The sequence below is a fragment of the Ruminiclostridium hungatei genome (assembly GCF_002051585.1).
Lineage (GTDB): Bacteria > Bacillota > Clostridia > Acetivibrionales > DSM-1351 > Ruminiclostridium > Ruminiclostridium hungatei.
Window position 1 is genome coordinate 212,873 of the sequence record NZ_MZGX01000001.1, and the last position, 14,802, is coordinate 227,674.

27 protein-coding genes are annotated in these 14,802 nt (G+C 39.7%); 12 read left to right on the plus strand and 15 right to left on the minus strand.

Annotation, left to right across the window (positions count from 1 at the left end; genetic code table 11):
- Window positions 1-8: 8 nt before the first annotated feature.
- The 15 genes from CLHUN_RS01095 to CLHUN_RS01155 all read right to left on the minus strand — a co-directional run bounded on the left by CLHUN_RS01095 (window position 9) and on the right by CLHUN_RS01155 (window position 8,788).
- Window positions 9-281: a hypothetical protein gene (locus CLHUN_RS01095; protein WP_080062721.1), complete on the minus strand. Its 273-nt coding sequence runs from the start codon at window positions 279-281 to the stop codon at window positions 9-11.
- Window positions 265-642 carry a hypothetical protein gene (locus CLHUN_RS01100; RefSeq protein WP_080062722.1) on the minus strand — a complete coding sequence of 126 codons (378 nt, stop codon included), beginning with the start codon at window positions 640-642 and terminating at the stop codon, window positions 265-267. The genes CLHUN_RS01095 and CLHUN_RS01100 overlap by 17 nt, the downstream gene beginning before the upstream one ends.
- Window positions 643-658: 16 nt before the next feature.
- Window positions 659-898 (minus strand): hypothetical protein, encoded by a 240-nt coding sequence (locus CLHUN_RS01105; RefSeq protein WP_080062723.1) that lies wholly within the window; start codon window positions 896-898, stop codon window positions 659-661.
- A gap of 114 nt (window positions 899-1,012) precedes the next feature.
- Complete coding sequence (locus CLHUN_RS22335; RefSeq protein ID WP_080062724.1) at window positions 1,013-1,564, minus strand: HNH endonuclease; 552 nt, start codon at window positions 1,562-1,564, stop codon at window positions 1,013-1,015.
- A gap of 112 nt (window positions 1,565-1,676) precedes the next feature.
- Entirely contained in the window at window positions 1,677-3,065 is a 1,389-nt protein-coding gene (locus CLHUN_RS01115) for a hypothetical protein (protein WP_165755617.1), read from the minus strand.
- A gap of 210 nt (window positions 3,066-3,275) precedes the next feature.
- A complete protein-coding gene (locus CLHUN_RS22340; protein ID WP_207559123.1) occupies window positions 3,276-3,452 on the minus strand; it encodes a hypothetical protein in 177 nt (58 codons plus the stop codon).
- Window positions 3,449-3,757 carry a hypothetical protein gene (locus CLHUN_RS01120; protein WP_080062726.1) on the minus strand — a complete coding sequence of 103 codons (309 nt, stop codon included), beginning with the start codon at window positions 3,755-3,757 and terminating at the stop codon, window positions 3,449-3,451. Before CLHUN_RS01120 ends, CLHUN_RS22340 begins: the two co-directional genes overlap by 4 nt.
- 175 nt (window positions 3,758-3,932) lie before the next feature.
- Complete coding sequence (locus CLHUN_RS01125; protein WP_080062727.1) at window positions 3,933-4,454, minus strand: dual specificity protein phosphatase family protein; 522 nt, start codon at window positions 4,452-4,454, stop codon at window positions 3,933-3,935.
- Window positions 4,455-4,933: 479 nt separating this feature from the next.
- Window positions 4,934-5,089 carry a hypothetical protein gene (locus CLHUN_RS21980; RefSeq protein ID WP_165755618.1) on the minus strand — a complete coding sequence of 52 codons (156 nt, stop codon included), beginning with the start codon at window positions 5,087-5,089 and terminating at the stop codon, window positions 4,934-4,936.
- 16 nt (window positions 5,090-5,105) lie between these two features.
- On the minus strand, window positions 5,106-5,642 hold the full coding sequence (locus CLHUN_RS01130) for an ERCC4 domain-containing protein (RefSeq protein WP_080062728.1): 537 nt from the start codon (window positions 5,640-5,642) through the stop codon (window positions 5,106-5,108).
- The gene (locus CLHUN_RS01135; protein WP_080062729.1) at window positions 5,635-6,264 is read right to left on the minus strand and encodes an HNH endonuclease; all 630 of its coding nucleotides are present in this window, start codon (window positions 6,262-6,264) and stop codon (window positions 5,635-5,637) included. Before CLHUN_RS01135 ends, CLHUN_RS01130 begins: the two co-directional genes overlap by 8 nt.
- Before the next feature lie 112 nt (window positions 6,265-6,376).
- Window positions 6,377-6,925 (minus strand): hypothetical protein, encoded by a 549-nt coding sequence (locus CLHUN_RS01140; RefSeq protein ID WP_080062730.1) that lies wholly within the window; start codon window positions 6,923-6,925, stop codon window positions 6,377-6,379.
- Window positions 6,926-7,001: 76 nt separating this feature from the next.
- On the minus strand, window positions 7,002-7,283 hold the full coding sequence (locus CLHUN_RS01145) for a hypothetical protein (protein ID WP_080062731.1): 282 nt from the start codon (window positions 7,281-7,283) through the stop codon (window positions 7,002-7,004).
- Between the two features lie 64 nt (window positions 7,284-7,347).
- Complete coding sequence (locus CLHUN_RS01150) at window positions 7,348-7,836, minus strand: hypothetical protein (protein WP_133051074.1); 489 nt, start codon at window positions 7,834-7,836, stop codon at window positions 7,348-7,350.
- Window positions 7,837-8,242: 406 nt separating this feature from the next.
- Entirely contained in the window at window positions 8,243-8,788 is a 546-nt protein-coding gene (locus CLHUN_RS01155; protein WP_080062733.1) for a hypothetical protein, read from the minus strand.
- Window positions 8,789-10,079: 1,291 nt separating this feature from the next.
- On the opposite strand from CLHUN_RS01155, the gene CLHUN_RS01160 reads away from it, so the two are divergent.
- From CLHUN_RS01160 to CLHUN_RS01215, 12 genes are all read left to right on the plus strand, one after another.
- Window positions 10,080-10,286 carry a hypothetical protein gene (locus CLHUN_RS01160; RefSeq protein ID WP_080062734.1) on the plus strand — a complete coding sequence of 69 codons (207 nt, stop codon included), beginning with the start codon at window positions 10,080-10,082 and terminating at the stop codon, window positions 10,284-10,286.
- 155 nt (window positions 10,287-10,441) lie between these two features.
- A complete protein-coding gene (locus tag CLHUN_RS01165) occupies window positions 10,442-10,633 on the plus strand; it encodes a hypothetical protein (RefSeq protein ID WP_080062735.1) in 192 nt (63 codons plus the stop codon).
- A 13-nt stretch (window positions 10,634-10,646) separates the two neighbouring features.
- A complete protein-coding gene (locus tag CLHUN_RS01170; RefSeq protein WP_080062736.1) occupies window positions 10,647-10,880 on the plus strand; it encodes a hypothetical protein in 234 nt (77 codons plus the stop codon).
- Window positions 10,881-10,973: 93 nt separating this feature from the next.
- Window positions 10,974-11,156: a hypothetical protein gene (locus CLHUN_RS01175; protein WP_080062737.1), complete on the plus strand. Its 183-nt coding sequence runs from the start codon at window positions 10,974-10,976 to the stop codon at window positions 11,154-11,156.
- Between the two features lie 80 nt (window positions 11,157-11,236).
- Window positions 11,237-11,683, plus strand: a complete 447-nt coding sequence (locus CLHUN_RS01180) for a hypothetical protein (protein ID WP_133051075.1) — start codon at window positions 11,237-11,239, stop codon at window positions 11,681-11,683.
- 106 nt (window positions 11,684-11,789) lie between these two features.
- On the plus strand, window positions 11,790-12,158 hold the full coding sequence (locus tag CLHUN_RS01185) for a hypothetical protein (RefSeq protein ID WP_080062739.1): 369 nt from the start codon (window positions 11,790-11,792) through the stop codon (window positions 12,156-12,158).
- A 50-nt stretch (window positions 12,159-12,208) separates the two neighbouring features.
- Entirely contained in the window at window positions 12,209-12,520 is a 312-nt protein-coding gene (locus CLHUN_RS01190; RefSeq protein ID WP_080062740.1) for a hypothetical protein, read from the plus strand.
- Window positions 12,521-12,612: 92 nt separating this feature from the next.
- Complete coding sequence (locus CLHUN_RS01195; protein WP_133051076.1) at window positions 12,613-12,915, plus strand: hypothetical protein; 303 nt, start codon at window positions 12,613-12,615, stop codon at window positions 12,913-12,915.
- 51 nt (window positions 12,916-12,966) lie between these two features.
- Window positions 12,967-13,155, plus strand: a complete 189-nt coding sequence (locus CLHUN_RS01200) for a hypothetical protein (RefSeq protein WP_080062742.1) — start codon at window positions 12,967-12,969, stop codon at window positions 13,153-13,155.
- A gap of 27 nt (window positions 13,156-13,182) precedes the next feature.
- The gene (locus tag CLHUN_RS01205; RefSeq protein ID WP_080062743.1) at window positions 13,183-13,395 is read left to right on the plus strand and encodes a hypothetical protein; all 213 of its coding nucleotides are present in this window, start codon (window positions 13,183-13,185) and stop codon (window positions 13,393-13,395) included.
- Window positions 13,392-13,670 carry a hypothetical protein gene (locus CLHUN_RS01210; protein ID WP_080062744.1) on the plus strand — a complete coding sequence of 93 codons (279 nt, stop codon included), beginning with the start codon at window positions 13,392-13,394 and terminating at the stop codon, window positions 13,668-13,670. Before CLHUN_RS01205 ends, CLHUN_RS01210 begins: the two co-directional genes overlap by 4 nt.
- A gap of 223 nt (window positions 13,671-13,893) precedes the next feature.
- On the plus strand, window positions 13,894-14,718 hold the full coding sequence (locus tag CLHUN_RS01215; protein WP_133051077.1) for a recombinase family protein: 825 nt from the start codon (window positions 13,894-13,896) through the stop codon (window positions 14,716-14,718).
- Window positions 14,719-14,802: the final 84 nt, after the last annotated feature.

Consider the following 14,802-nt stretch of genomic DNA (forward strand, 5'->3'; position numbering starts at 1 on the left):
AATCACCTTCAATCCTTCAACATTTCTATTTTTTCAAGCAGTTGCGCCTTAGCCAAATCAATAAAACTCTGGTTCTTTTTTATAAGGTCAGAAATAAAGGCTGCATCATCCTTGGTTATCTCAATTTCACCGGTTTTAATCAAGTCATAAGCCCATGCCATTGTTTGAGCTGGTCGGTTTGTGCTTGATGTTGCCAAAATATCAGCTAATATTTCGCACAGGCGGTCATTCTGTGGAACTCCTATTAAATCGAGGAGATTATCATCAAGATTTAGTTTCATTTGGTTGGCCTCCGTATTTATTTTTCTGATTCGGCAATTCGCCATTCAGGGCCTTATCAACAAGTTTACTTCCCATGGCATAAAACTTCTGGAATTCAGGATTCTCGGGGTCATGATTCCATCCAAGATATTCTTTCGGAGGTTTATTCAGTGCCTTACCGTACATTGAGCAAATCCCGCCATCAAGGTTTAATTTCCTGATGAATTCGGGTGGCATTTTGCCTTCAACATATAACTTCGTTAATTCGTGGTTTACCAGATTAAGTACCCCAGTCATAACCAGAACTGAATACCGAAGTTCCTCGTAGTCCGGTCTGGCATTTGATTTGCAGTCCTCAATAATTTCTGATAGATTTCTCATAAAATCATCCTCCATTCTATTTGAATTTTTCAATTATCCAGCCTTGTTTCTCAAGCCTTAGGATAGCTCTTTTAAGGCCAAATTTTGTGAGCTTTTCTGCGAGCATTGTCCGGCGCTCAACAGACCATACTATATATCCACTGGGCATTTTAAATATAACCGCCCGTCTGTACCAATTCTGAACCGGTTCACCTTTTCTTGGCGGTAATACTGGCGGGTAACACATCAAACTCGGAATATTGGTTAAGTCAATCATTGCAGATACCTCCACATAAAATATGTAAAAGCATGCCGCACGTAGGAAGGATGGCCTGGAGGTTTAGGCCGGACCCATAACTAAGTCCCCGTTATTCACGGCATGCAAAATTTATTAACTTGATGCTTTTAAAGCTTCTTCCGAATAGGGTAAATATTTAGCTCTTGCTTCAATCACAGCCTTTTCAGCTACTTTGATATCTGTAAAACGTCCAAGGTAAATTGTTTTACCTCCAACCCGACAATCTGCAACATAAACACCAGGTGTATTTTTGACGGGATATACTCCTCGGATTCCAGTTTGACTTTTTCTTGTGGCTTGCTTTCTGTTCTGAATGTTTTTCCCAACAGGAACAGCACGTAAATTACACCTTCTATTGTCAAGCGTGTTATGATTTATATGGTCAATATCATAACCCGGCTTAGCGTTCATAATCAGCCTATGCATTTGAAGGAATTTTCTTTTTTCTCCAATAACATAAGTACGCCCTGTAGCATATAAATTTCGGCGCCTTTTATTTTGACTACCATTTACAGTCCATTTCATAGGGACACTACCGACAAGTTCAAAATCAGCAGTATCTATTAAAACCTCGAGACGACTACCATCTATTTTGTCAATAAATATTGTCGTGACATCTCCGCGAATTTCATATTTATTTCTCATATTTGTCGCTCCTCTCAATAGCGCTCCCAAATTTTAAGCATAAGAAAAGGACGGGGGAGCGAATTCCCGTCCTGTCAGTGTTGCAACACTGTCTTATGTAATATTTGTAATATCAACTTGCCCTTACAACTCCAGTCATTCGGAACATACCTGGTAGCACAAGAGCTGGAGCTTGAAAATCGGCAAAGCAGAAATATAAAGCACTAACAATATCGTCGTAGTCTGAATCTGTTCCGTTATGGTATTGTGTTGATTGTCCTGGCCGGTTAACCGAGATATATCCTTTTAACTGATTTTCTGTTTCCTGGCTCCATGGAATCTCACACCACTGTTGCTCAACCACAATTGAGAAATCATCAACAAGCTTTTCTTTATTACGGCCTTGCTCGTTAATAGGGAAGACGGTTAATCCTCTTTTGACAAGCTGGGAACCTATTGTTTCACCGATACCGGTTTGACCGAAGTTAACTGAAGCTCCGTTATATAGCCGGGAATAGAAAGCTATTCTATCCCACTGCGAATCCCAGCCAAGTCCAATCATTTGGTCAATTTTAACAACACGACCTTTACTGTTTCTTATTACAACAGGTTTACCATCACCTTTGGAAGCTGGATCATGTCCGAGAGTGTATGTCTCAAACGGCTCAGGTTCTTCCCACAGTCTCCAGAACTCATTAACTTGCTCATCAGTCAGACCGGCAGGAGCTTTCCTTAAAACTCTTTCGTAATTCGGGAAAACGGAATTAATATCTGCAATAAACTCAGCAAGATAATCCTGACGATACCGGTTCTTTGACATTCTGCGCTCGAGGTTTTCTCTATAAATACGGCCGTTCTTTGTAACTTCGTTTCCTCGGACCGCCATATATGGATTATCCCAGGTAGTAAACTTCCATGACTCCCAATCAGGGTCCCAATCAGAAGTACCTTTTTGCCCCCAGCGCCACATTTTATAAAAATAATTCATGCCGAGTGGGGAAGAGTTAATCAGTGCAACGCCGCCTTTACCTTCAAGACCGCGGCCAGGAGAATTAAGACGTGCCTCAAGGTTTGACCATACATCTTCCATATCTGAAATTCTGGCAGCTTCCGTGATAGTTACAAGGTCAAGACCGACACCGACCAAAGCTTCAGGGTCATAGGCAGAATGAACTTCAATAACACCGCCATTTACTGTTTCAATTGTTCTTGTCGTTTTTGAAACATCGACAACTATTTCTTTCGGTAGGTTATGCGTAAGCTCACGCCAGTTCTGGTTAGCTACCTTCTCTGTAGGAGCAATTATCCACCAAAGCGCATAAGGAACCATGTCAGAACCACGATCTTCATTAAGGCATTTAATAAAGTAATCAATGCCTTCCATGATTGAGCAACGGTCCTTACCCCATCTGGCGCCACATGCCAATACTTTGAATCTTGCTTCACTATTGTGAACCAGTTCCTGCCCCCAATGAGGAGTATAGTCGGCAGAGATATTGATACCGCCTCTGGCATTTGCCATTCGACATTCAGGGCAGGTCTTAAAGGAAGTATAAGACTCGTACTCAGGGCGCCAGATTTGAGAGAATGGCCTGCCGCATTGCTCACACATTGAAACTCTATCGCTGGTCGAGTGTTGTATTAACTTTTCATTTTTTTGTTGGATTATTGAGACTGAACCGCCTTTTCGGGGCATAAAAATCACCTGCCATAAGCAGGCTCAAAGGCTCATTCAAATATTAATTTCAACTTCTTTTTTGCAGTGTTTGCACCATAGGTAAATTTTATGAGCTTTACTACCTGTTATTAACCGGCATAGCTTCTGTCCACATTCTGGGCATGTACTCCAGATTATATCTATATCCTCTGGCATCTTAGATGATTCATCTAAGTAAATATAATTGCTCAAAATATCAACCCCCTTACCGGAAGCCCCGAAGCTTTGAGCTGTTGCCAAATTTGAAGGAAAAAGCTTCTGAACCATAGTGAATATTTAATGATATGGGGTGAATCGCAAAAATTAATAGGCTCTTCCATGTTTAGTGGCTCACCTTCGGATAATGCAAGTTTAACAGAATAAGCTAGAGTTTTTCCAGACTGTCTACCTCCAAACCAGTAAGGACCGTCATGAAATAAATATTCAGTTTGTCCTGGGTAAAGTTTTATGTCCAAAGCCTTTTCAATTAAGGGAATGGTTTCTTCGGTTATTTTCAATTTGACCGCCTCCGATACCTATTCTTCGCGTTTGCAGCTCTCACATCGTAATATGGTTCTTTTGTCAGTCACCAGATAACCCTGCTCCATAAGCGCTTGTTCAATAATAAGACATTCTGAATCACATTTTTTACATATTATCTTGATTTTTTTTGGTTTTCGAGCAACCAGGTCCTTAAACATGGCAATAGTTCCTCCAATGTTCCCTCACAAAGCCCCTCATACCAGCACCGGGATTATATTCCGGATACACTTTCAAAAACTCGGCTTCGCAATCTTCCAGCGTTTCGCCTTTGATAATGCCATTCTTGATGAGATATAGCAGACAAATGGATGCTGACCTGCTCTCACCCTGATTGCAATGCACCAAAACTTTGCAGCCTTCAGATAATTTCTTTTCAATGAAGTCCAGAGCCTTGTCAATCATTCTTTTATCAAAAAAATCAGGCTTTGGGGCATCGACGATATTTAATGCCAGCCTATTTCCACGTTCAGACCATAGATATTCGGGAGAATCTTTTGGACAACCACGGCCAGTATAACCTACAAATTGCCTGTGGTGTGATTCTTTGCAGGCATGCAAAACTGCCCATCCGTTTGTTGGCTGATCAACTTCTCTACCAGGAATGTGTTCTTTTTCAAGATTTAGATAATCATGATCGTTGCCACAGAATAAATTTTTAAATATTTCTCTCATAATGACCTCCAATTATATATTAATAAAATAAAAATAAACGCATTGCAAAAACCTCGAAACACTGATGTATCAATGTGTTGACGGAAAACAAGTTTTATAGTATAATCTTTTTTAGAGTTAAAAATATTGAGTTACATGGCCATGTACTCCCGGAAAGGAGTACAAATTATGAAAATAAAATATAAATTAATAATTGCATTAATAATCATTTTGATTTTGATAATTTTGTCAGTAGAGCCTGTATACTAGAAATAGTAGGGCAGAGGTTATTAACCTCTGTACCTCACAAATAATATTAATATAATTAATATTATAATTACTCAGTATTTTCATCATCCTTAACATCAAAAATACAACCTTTACCCGAATTTTTAATATAAAAGTCAAAGAAATCTTTATAAGTCTTAAGCTCAACAACCTCAAGATTTTGCCATTCATGCCATTTGCAGAAACATAACTTTATCATATATTCTTGTCCCTTACAATTTTTTCTCAATAACGCTAGATATTCCAGCCCAGGGTATAAAGAGTAGAATCAATAATGGATTATCATAGTGTGAACTAAGAAGTATAAATATACCTAGTGCAAACATATCAATTCGCCCGAATATTCCTTTAAAAAGCCATTTAATCATTACATTCAACCTCCAATCATTTATGTAATAAAAAATTCCTGAGGTAGTAATAAAACGACAGATAAATAAACTGTCCAGAGCATTTTTTATCTTTCATAAAATAAAAGGGAATATCATATCGCTCGCTGAAACTATGCAAAGTAGCCAAAAATGACTCGGGCTTGTATTCAGTTCTGTAATTATGCTTAAGAATATCAGTGTATTCAGCATCTTCAATTAAAAGCAGCATTTTACCCTTCTTCCGAATGAATTCCGATTCAATCCGGAGCCGGTCATTCGTGAAGTTTCCCGAGAGCTCAACTAAATCACCTTTGCGCTCGATGCTGATTTTATCCGTAAAATACAAATCCCTGACTATTCCTAATTCAGGAGCAGCAGGGAGGAAGAAGCTGTAATCACCAGATTCGATTTTCTGAGTGACATATGGAATTTTCTTTTCAGTCAGCCATTTAGTAATATGGCCAAAAACAGTTTCTCTACTATCAATAATAATTGTCATGCTTTTAAGTAATAATTGTAATTCTTTATCACTATATCTATAAAAGCTAACCATAGTTGCCACCTGCCTTATCAGTGAGTTGGTCAGTGTAAATCAGAATTTTTCCTTCTCGGTTTTTATCATAAAAATCTTGAAGTGGGTACCAAACAAAAAAATCTTCATCATCTTTTGAGGCATTACATCTTCTGCAAGCGCATACAATATTGGACTTTGTGTAGTTGCCACCTTTTACTAATGGTATGAAATGGTCGTTTTCAAGCTTGACTTTTTCACCGCAATAAGCGCATAAATTATTGAAATATTTAAGACATTCTTTCCAATCGGTGCTAGTAAAATTATTTAATAGATTCTTTAGCCTTTCTCGCCTTTTTCTAACAGATTCAAGTCGCATCTGATGACCTTTTTCAGTCTTTTCCCATGCCTTAGAGGTTTCTTTATCTCTTTCTTTATTTTTTATTCTATAATCGCGGACATAGTTTTTGTTTTCTTTTGTCCATTTCCGTTTTCTTAGAATAAGTTTGTCGTGATGTTTCGCCATATACTGTTTATAATCATCACTGCAACATTGTTTACATCTGTACTGTAAACCATCTTTGTAGTTTTTGTTTTTCGAGAAATACTCAGAAGTTGCAGGCTTTAACTGATTACATTTGTTGCATCTTTTTAGTTCTTCCATGATTTTCGCACCCTTTCAGTATTCGCACCATATGTATAAAAAGACATAAGAAAAGCGAGGTAGGTGCGTATACCTCGCTATCAGCCCGTCGGCTGTCTTCTGCCATATTTAACTATTCATCATCTGAATTATCAATCTGTATTGCTCCCTGGACTGTCCCGGAGCTCTTGAACATGAAATTAATCTTCTGCTTTTTCTTGGTACCGAATTCGTCCGTAGAATTTCGGTTCATAAGATTTTTTAGAGTGCCAGTTAATCGTTCAGCAGCTTCAGCCATGAATTTCATGTCCATAGGAGTGTTTATGTTTTTTGATACACGGTCCAGGGTTTCTTTTGAAAGAACAGAATCAATTATCTTCTCAACAGCTCCGACTGTTTTTCTGGCAGTATCGAGCTTCTTATTATCAACCTCTAGCTCAATCTGCTGCCGTTTGACTGCCAACTGCTGCTTATTTATCTGCGCCAGAGACTCTATATCGGTTATCATTTGGACTCTTTGTTCAGTTTCATCATTTACGGTTATAATAGGCGATTGCAGGAGGGGATTAACCGGTAGAAGTTCGTTTTCCAGAGGGCTAGGTTCGAAGATGTCTACTTCTACAGGGTCTGATTTCTGTTTTGCAGGTGTTTTTTTAGTTTTATGAGATTGTTTAGCCGACACGATATCACCTGCTTTCGGGGGAAAGAAAAAGCACCCTTGATTTTAAGGTGCTCAAATCACATGCTATATCTTTTGATTAGGTTTCTTTCAGGTATGTATCTCTCAGGTTAGCGAGTAAAACATTACCTCTGGCTATTTCGCCGTTATAATTATAAACAATAAAATCATATCCAGGGTATTGTTTTTTTAGTTTTTCCTTTAAAAATGACACATTAGCAGAGTTCATTGTTGCATATTTTGCGTTATAGTTATATGGCAAATCAACTTCACTTCTTACGTTCTTCCCATTTTTAACAAAGTCTACTCGGACACCTTCAATTTCAAAAATAGTTTTCTCAACATAGGCAACTGTTGGCATATTAGCACCTCCTTTTTATGTTAAATTATACATAAAGAAGTGTAATGCTTCAAGTTATTACAATTTATTTTAAATTTGGGCGTCTATCTATAAATTCCTGATAAGCGATAAAACGAGCCTGCCTATATGAAATCTTCATGTGTGGAGCTGCCTTGTTCGCATTATCTACCACACGCTTAAATTCTGTTGCTAATTCTTTTGGTATCCAATCATTCCAGTTTTCACAATTCTCAGGCTTTGTCTTTGGCCTGCCAGAGCTCACCTTTGGAACTCTCCCGGTCCGCTGCCATTTATCAAAGTGACTTTTCTTTATAGCCCATGTCTTGCGGCCTTCTTCTTCAAAACAGACAAAGAGGTGGGCAATAGGGGCAAGTTCACTTACACCAGAGGGATTGCTTTTATCAAATTTGGCAACGGTTGCTTTTGGGATACCTAACATGCGAGCGACACCAAATAAACTGTAAAAGGATTCTGGCGCTTTAAGCATGGCCATCACCACCAGTGGCAGCTTTTTGAGCTTTCCTGAATTGATATATTTTACGTCTGATTGCACGTCGGCGCTCTTTAAAAGCTTCGCATTGCTTTCTCTGTCTGTATTTATCGCAACCAATACAATTTTTTTGACACTCCATAAAACCACCTCCAGGGAACTAAATATGCGGGCAGGGATTTACACCCTGCATGTGATGCTTCCGTTAAGTCTATGCACCACTTAATTTGATGTGTTACCACCAAAAGCCATGCGTCTACCTATTCCGCCACCGCATATTCAACCATTTCTTTCAGGCTGCCATCTTGAGCAAAACTGCCCCAGGACAACCACCGCGCCTTTCAAGCCGGGAGCTACTTAGGCATCACTCAAGCTAAAGGCTGCTTATGCCTGATGTACTCACAACAGGCTTCTGACATCTTATATCCATTCATCATTATTTATGCTAAGGCTCTGTGGCCGATTAGCTTTATTTTATAACTTGAAATTTTGGTCGAAGTTCGATTGCCTCTTCCAGAAATTTGTCAATTACCCATTTTGGCAGGACCTTTTTAAATTCTTCCTGGAAGAACAGGAAAACATTTAATGTCAGTCGCTTTTCCTTGAAGCCATACAATGGATTGAATACAAAGTAAACAAGGCCGTCAAAGGAGATTTCTGTTATAACGCTGGCCCGTTTCATTTTTTTTATTAAGGCCTTGCATTGTCGATCACTCATATCAAGAACTTTACTCATTTCAATAGTGGTAATTGGTTTAATAGTATTGCCACTCCTATAAACGAGAAATTGATTGTCTTTTAAAATATAATGCTTTAACTCATGAATCCGACCTTTTTCTGCCCAAGTAAATTCCTCAGGGAGTGGAACCTCTAAAAAGGTCTTTACATTTGCCTTGCGGCTCCAGAATAAATAACCCTCATCATCAAATTGTAAGTCCACCCATTGAACTTTTTCGCTGAATTCGCCAGTTGATTGGTTAGTATACCGTGTAATTTTCTTTGCTTTTTGTTCCATATTCATCACCTACAATTTTTTTGTCAAAAACAGGTCATTTTTAACACTTTTTTTGTAAAACGAAAAAGTCCGATAACCATTGATAAACAATAGATACAAGACTTTTATGGGGGCAATTTTGATACGAGATATTATATAGCATTATATATACATGTCGCATCAAAACGAAAATAGTAAAGGCACCAGCTCTTAACCAGTGCCTATCAATTCCTACTTGCTCCGCTAGTATAAATTATAGCACAGTACTTGTACTTTGTGTGACTCATATTTGTAGCAATATTGACTCATGGGAGTATCACGGTTGTATCATATTTGTATCATTTTTATTTTCCGATAAGTTTTTGAATAAAACTTGGTGAAAATACAAGTCTTTTTCTGACCTTTTTACTGCGTTTCAGGGTGAAAATGCCATCGACTTATTAATAAATACCAAACTGGAGGGGAAGGCGCACGGAATGCTGGGTTGACCGGCTTATAGGAAGGGGATATTTTTACGAGAGGTAACTCTCCCGCCCAAGCCCCGACAGCCCCCCAGGGGTCCCCAAATCCTGCAAAAACAGGCCGAAAGCATGTGCAAAACTGGCAAAAGTTATCCACATACCACTATATGTTGTGGTTGGCTATCAATCAGGGCTGTGAGGGTACATAAAATACAAATACAGTACCGAAAATATACAAAAACGGTACTGTGTATGCAAATGAGAATGATTATCATTTAAGGGAGAAATGGGAGGGTATGGGCTGGTGTGAATATAAATGAGAATCATTATCATTTAGAAAGGGTTTATTCCGGGGCTCGGATACTGCCTGTCAAGTACTTTTACTTTACACAATAACAATACACTTGCACCCTGAACCCCAGCAGTACAAGGCACTACACAGGCTTGTCAAGTAAAACACCTTTACACACATCCCGTTATGGCCTAAAGCATACTGTTAGCACGACACATAAGGCACAGGTAAACACCTTGAAACCATTGGAAACAGCGGTGTTTGAATGTATTGTAAACCAAAACATAATATTAAGTTGACAATGAAAAAATCAGTAAAAATGATTTTAATTGAAAAGGCTGCTGCCGGCAGCATGATTAAGTAAGAAACATTAATCCAGATCCGATAACCTAACCGCAATCATGTGCCAGCCGGACAAGGAACGAAAAGCGTGGAGGAGGGGGAGGAAAACCCCCTGAGAATCCTTTGTAATGAATTGCCTGATATATATAACAGTGATATTGATAATATGTTGTAAAGGGTATACAATAGGTATACAAAAGAACAAGGGGTGATTGTATTGACTAAAGCAAATAGAGAGAACCAGACACCTTTTAGGTTTGCACCAATAGTTAAGGAAAGACTGAAGAAGATAGCACATTACCAAGGTGTTGACATGGTTGTGGTTGTCTCCATGTTGATAAACAAAGAGTATACGGATAACCGGGAGCAAATAGAAGAATACTTGAAGGATTATCCAATTGATACGGAAAACGCAGATAAATAGAGAAATATTAAGTATCTAATAGATATATAATAGATGTACAGTATAATACCGAATTTCTGAGGAATTTACAGATTTTCGGTATTATTTTTGATTTGAATTGTATACCCATTGGATATATAATAGATATATAAACAAACGAACCGGAGGGCATGAACATGAAAGGACATTATGCAATCGAAATAATAGGCTGCCGGAAACAAAGGTTTGTTATCAAAAAAGTAGCTGTAACCGGTTTAATCCTTCCGGTAAACGGGAAAGCATACCGAACATTAGAAAAGGCTCAGACCGCAGCTGCTGATCTGGGATTGATAATAGAAAAAGTTGGAGATTGCTACGAGATTCTATGAGGAGGGCGCGGAAATGAAAAATAATTACACATTGCTGGGAATAGGCGCTAAAAGCGAAAAGCCAAATATATTATCACACGGATGTATGCATAAAAGCGTAGGGGTAAAGATCGAGGAAACTCGCCAGGAAGGTACACCCCTGATATACAACATTTGCATGACCGTCTGGATAGATGAAAACGGAGAGTATATTGATTTTACGAATACCAGATTTAAGGAATCATATGGGAAGGTGTATTTAAATTAAACAGCTTTAGGCTGGATATTGCTGTGGCAAAGGCAAATACCCCGTGAACATATTTGAATTTATCTTAATCAGAATCAGAAGGAGGATTGAAAGATGAAAAATAGACTTTTGAAATTAGCTGCAGTTTTAATATTAATGGTGGCTACAGCGGTAATCACCTGGCACATAACAATTCTTACGCTGAAAATAGAGGTCAACGAGGACACCGCATATATTACCAGCTTCGGTCAGACAGATGAATTTGATTATATGCCGTTGTGGCACACCGGGGACTAAAACCTCCGGCCGTCTGCGGGTACCGCACTGATGATGGTCTCTGAAATGAGGCCGAAACGGAAAGTGTAAAGGAGGTTCATATGATGAAAAAATCTTATTTTAATTGTGACAGAGGATTTGCCGAAATGCTGCAATATAACCACAAGACCTTGGCGGACGAAGTCGTTGATATTTTAAAATCTGAATTCTTGAGGCTGGGCGTCCTGCCAGAAGACCGCAATGAATACACAGAGAACTGCATCAAGAGCATAAAAGAAGCAATCCAGTACTGGAACATAGGAACCGAAGCCATTGAACACATGAACGAGGCCATAGAAAGCCTTGAAGCATACCTGGAAGAAACAGAGGCCGCTAAATCATGTGAAGAGTTAAAAAATGCATTGCTCCACTTAAAAGATGCTTTTATTGGTGTCTTGCAGGCCAGTGATTACGAAACAGAGTTTGACGGCCTTAAATACCCGTTTGACTGCAATTTTAAAGAGATGGTAAACAAAGTCATCGACTGGGTTGACTTTGAGATAATATAGCAGCCTGGCACCGACCAAAGTACACAGGCTGCTACGAATACACAACCAACAACGGGCCGTGTGACTATATTTTAGCACGGCTCCCCACGAAAGGGGAAGAAATATTATGATTAACACAAATTTAAAGGCAACAGCCATATTTGATAATGGCGGAGGATTAACTCTCCAATTAGGTGATAATTACGGTCACTACTATCCACACAACATGCAACAGGCCGCAGAGGACTACGCTCAATACCTGGCAGATCAGGACACCAGTTGGTGGGAGGGCAACGAGGATGACGCAAGAGAGCTGGAGCCTGAGCTGGAGCAAATCCGTAACGGTGGATATAAGGTTTATAATGCGTCAGATATCGCCGGGTTACTCCCAATGATTGATACCCAGCAGTTTAAAGAGGATGGATATATTACGGGTTGGTATAATGTTGACGAGTTTGTAACGGCCCTGTCGGCATTGACTAATGTAAGTATTTAGGTTTATCAACAACAATTTTGATTCCCGGTTTTCGGGAGAATGGAGGATATATGACTAAGCTCAATAAATGGTTTGATATGACAAATGATGGTGAATTGTATACAACGTATACGCGCGATTCTTGGGAAGTTCCCGAGGAGGGAACAGAAATATGGTGTACTGGATGGCCTCGCGGGCAGACGATTAAACCCTATGGTGATGGGTGTCATGTTGTGGTAGGGCTGAGCATCTACCACTGTGATCAGCTGATGGAAATTCTTATGCGTTTAGAATCTGAGGGTCACAAATGGGGTATTGACGGCGTAACAGCCAAACGTGAGCAGCAGATAGGCGGTTATTGGGTACCTGTTCATATCTCATAATTTTGCAGATGGGCGGCCTTATGGCCGTTAATGCGCTCCCGGATACCGGGAACCCGTCCAAAGCCGGGAAGCATGACAGGAGGGTTTATCAGATGGGAAGTTTATCACAGCTCAAAAAAGAATTGCAAAAGGGCAAAAGGTTTATAGTGCTTGACCATCAAAAGCCAGACTTAATTGGAACAGTCAGAGAGGTAAGCACCGTTCAAGGCAATGCCATTTATACCAAAATAGCAGACAATCCCGAACATAAGCATTCCATATGCAATGGCGGCAGAGGTTTGAGAATGGATTACGCAAAAGCAAGCTGCTATGAGTTTGGCGACAGCATCAAATGGTTTGCGGCTCCTATCGGAACTGACGATAACAGGCTGATTATGGAATTTAAGCTGCTATAAGGCTTTATCAGCGGCCCGGCAAATCCGGGCCTGAAAGGAGGATATAATAACATGAATATCAAAAAGAAAAACCTGAAGGACCCGCCTGATTTTTGCTTCTGCTGCGGGAGAAGACTGGAAATCACGGAATACGTTCTTGATCTCGGAACAGCTGGGTCTACATTTGAACTGTGCAGAAGCTGCCTTAATAGGCTTAAAATAAAGGCAGAAAAAGCATTAATTAAGGATGGGCCCGGTTAATTCCGGGTCTAAAAGGAGGTTTATCAAGTGGCACAAGAAAAACTCTATCATTGTTGCAATACCTGTAAGCATAAAGCGAATAATTTTTATGATTGCACTATCCCGAAAGAATGCCTTAATGGGTTTAGCGCTTACGAGCCAAACGAAGAAATGGCGAAGCAAGAAGCGGAAGAGGCTTTATCAGTACTCAAAAATATGCCGAGCCCGGCGGTAATTCCGGGCGGAAGGAGCAGATTATGATACGACAAATGGAAGTAATAAATAGATATCCATATGGAGTACCAACAGCCACAAGCTTTATCAAGGTAACAGGCGAGGATGGCGTATTTTATGACATTGTTAGGTCATTCGACAGCCAGAAACACAGAGGAATGTTGCAGGATGAAGGCTATGAAGCCGAGGTTGTGCCACCAAAGGTTGTGCCTTCCTGTACAATGAGAGATTTTACAAATGGTCTTGGAAGTTATATGCCTGTTGTGTTTAGAGATGGCGGGGATTTTTACCATAAGCCGTAATGCAGATTGGTATATATGGGCATCCAACAGGATTTACCCTCTGGCAAGTTCCCAGCTTCGGCAACTTTATCAAGCACACTGATAGAGGCGAGAGGGCAGTAATGGGTTTATCAGCGGTCCGGTTAATTCCGGGAAAGGGTATATAATAATTTCAATCCACACTTTTCCCGTGACAACCTTGGTTTACCAAATTCATAATTTTATTTCAAGGAGGAATTGCAACGTGAGAGCAGCTATTTACACACGCGTAAGCACCGAGGAGCAGGCTCGTGAAGGCTATTCCCTGGCAGCCCAGGAAAAAGTTTTGCGTGATTATTGCGAGCTTAAAAATATAGAGGTTATAGAAGTATATTCAGATGAGGGCATTTCCGCAGGAACTATGATAAAACGTCCGGACATGCTAAGAATGCTTTCAGATGCGAGGGAGTATAAATTCGATTTTATTCTTGTTTGGAAATTGACCAGGTTTAGTAGAAATTTAAAGGATTTGCTTAATACTTGTGACGAACTCGAAAGACACGGAGTTTATCTGCAAAGTTTTTCTGAAAACTTTGACGGCAAAACACCCGCAGGACGACTAATGCGCGGAGTGTTGGGCCTTATGGGGCAATTTGAAAGAGAGGTCTTATCTGAAAATGTTATTCTCGGTTTAACTGAGCGTGCATATGGGGGTGCAAGGACATGCAGTCAACTTCTTGGCTATGATGTAATCAAAGGTGGCAGTATGACTGTTAATCAAACTGAGGCAGAGATAGTCAAATTTATTTTTAGTACATACCTGAAGTACAAAAATTTAACTGAGGTTGCGTCATTATGTCGCCAAAAGGGTTTCCGTGGCAAACGTGGCAGGAAATTTGATGCATTCAAGATTGAGGTAATACTTACCCGTTTTGTATATGCGGGGTTTTACAATTGGCATAATAAGCCACTAAAAGGAGATTTCGAGCCAATCATTAGTATCAAAACATACAACAAGACACAACAATTGTTAAAGGCTCAAGGTTCAATCGTCGGCAGAAATCGTAAACACGAACTCGTATTTTTGTAGTGATGGCTTTAGATTCTCACTCATAGGTTTATCTGTGCTTAAAATAATTCGGGGCAATTCCCCACGCGCGCGTACTACACATAT